The sequence below is a fragment of the Oleiphilus sp. HI0043 genome (assembly GCF_001634935.1).
Genome location: NZ_LWEY01000206.1, coordinates 1 through 1,439, shown reverse-complemented (window position 1 = coordinate 1,439; position 1,439 = coordinate 1). Strand labels below are relative to the sequence as shown.

At 42.5% G+C, this 1,439-nt stretch carries 3 protein-coding genes; all 3 read left to right on the top strand.

All coding sequences use genetic code 11. The features are described 5' to 3' along the window. A partial coding sequence (locus A3729_RS33780; protein WP_231877324.1) for a hypothetical protein occupies positions 1-197 on the top strand: 197 nt, incomplete at its 5' end. A gap of 92 nt (positions 198-289) precedes the next feature. Continuing rightward, the gene (locus A3729_RS03440) at positions 290-541 is read left to right on the top strand and encodes a type II toxin-antitoxin system ParD family antitoxin (protein WP_068506949.1); all 252 of its coding nucleotides are present in this window, start codon (positions 290-292) and stop codon (positions 539-541) included. Then, positions 534-854, top strand: a complete 321-nt coding sequence (locus tag A3729_RS03435) for a type II toxin-antitoxin system RelE/ParE family toxin (protein WP_068633161.1) — start codon at positions 534-536, stop codon at positions 852-854. Before A3729_RS03440 ends, A3729_RS03435 begins: the two co-directional genes overlap by 8 nt. Positions 855-1,439 lie beyond the last annotated feature (585 nt).

Here is a 1,439-nt window from a genome sequence, read left to right as displayed (position 1 = left end):
TTCCTTATTTCCACATAAAGGAGTTTAAGCAATGTCTACCAACCGCCAATTTACTAAACATCAATTCGGCCCAAAAGGCTGGACACCTGAGCGAATCGAGTCTCTTAAAGGTAAGACTTACCTCATCACCGGTGCTAATAGTGGTACCGGTAGAAGTAGATGATGTGCTTGATCTTGCTGAACGAATTCAAGTGTAGTTATTGTTTAGCCGTGTTGGTTAATTCCTTGCCAGCCTGAATAAAGTCATGTAAATTTATTTGTAAGACATATTCTTACGAAGAGGTTTGTTATGGCAGATACCGTTACATTTAGACCTACTGATGATCAAGGCGGTTTTATTGAAGGTCTGATTAGTTCAGGTGATTACTCTAACCAAAGTGAAGTCATTCGCGCGGGCTTGAGACTTCTGCAAGAGCATTACGCTGAATCAAAGCTAGCAGAATTACGCCAGCTTATTAAAGATGGTGAAAATAGTCCCATTATCGAAAATTGGAATGCTGATGATTTTATTCAACGGATGAAGAAAAAGCATAATGCATAAAAACCAAAGCTTTTTTGTACACCAAAAAGCAGATGAAGACTTAGAAGCTATTTTTGATTATAGCCTAGAGAAATTTGGTTTTGCTCGAGCTGCACGTTATATCAAAGATATAGAAATAATGTTTAAGCAATTAGCTTGCAATCCTCAGAAGGGAAATACGTTTGATATCCAACTACCAAGCTGTTTGCATGTAAGAGTTGAGTCACATTTCATTTATTATGCAGAGTGCCAGGGTGGCATTGAAATCTTCAGGGTTCTTCATCAACGCATGGAACCAAGTAAACATCTAATTGATATCCTAGATCGAGATTAAGCTCTTTGCCGCCAATGAATTTGATGTAACTTTTTGAGACATCTAATCGGAATTTTCTTCACTAGTGCCAATGAGTCCGCATTTAAGACCCTGACAACTCAAATAGGGTGCGCCGTGCGCACCGATAAACCCCGCGACTCAAACAAACAGTAATGGGGGGGCGGCCAAAGCAATTTCCCTAACCTGTAGGCAGAGCCTTCCACGGCTCGCAAGCGGGCTAGCACGGGGCAGATTCATGCGAGGGGTTGAACCCTCTGCCTACTAAGACGAGGTATCAAACTCCGCTGGTGCGCACGGCACACCCTATTGATATCGAAGAGTCCGAACTTGGCATATTCGCACTTTATTCGTAGGTCGGGCTTCAGCCCGACGCGGTGCTTACAATACCTATTAACTACCTCATTGGCACCGATCTGTCGGGTTGAAACCCGACCTACAAGGTACGTACTAGGGGCCGAATTTGGCACTTTAACGACTAAGTAATGCGCAGGAGTCGTGCGCTTTAGTCGAACGCAGTGTTCTAATAGCTCAGCTCAAGCGCTGACTTTTACAATTAATATTTATCATTATTTATATCGAGCCAAA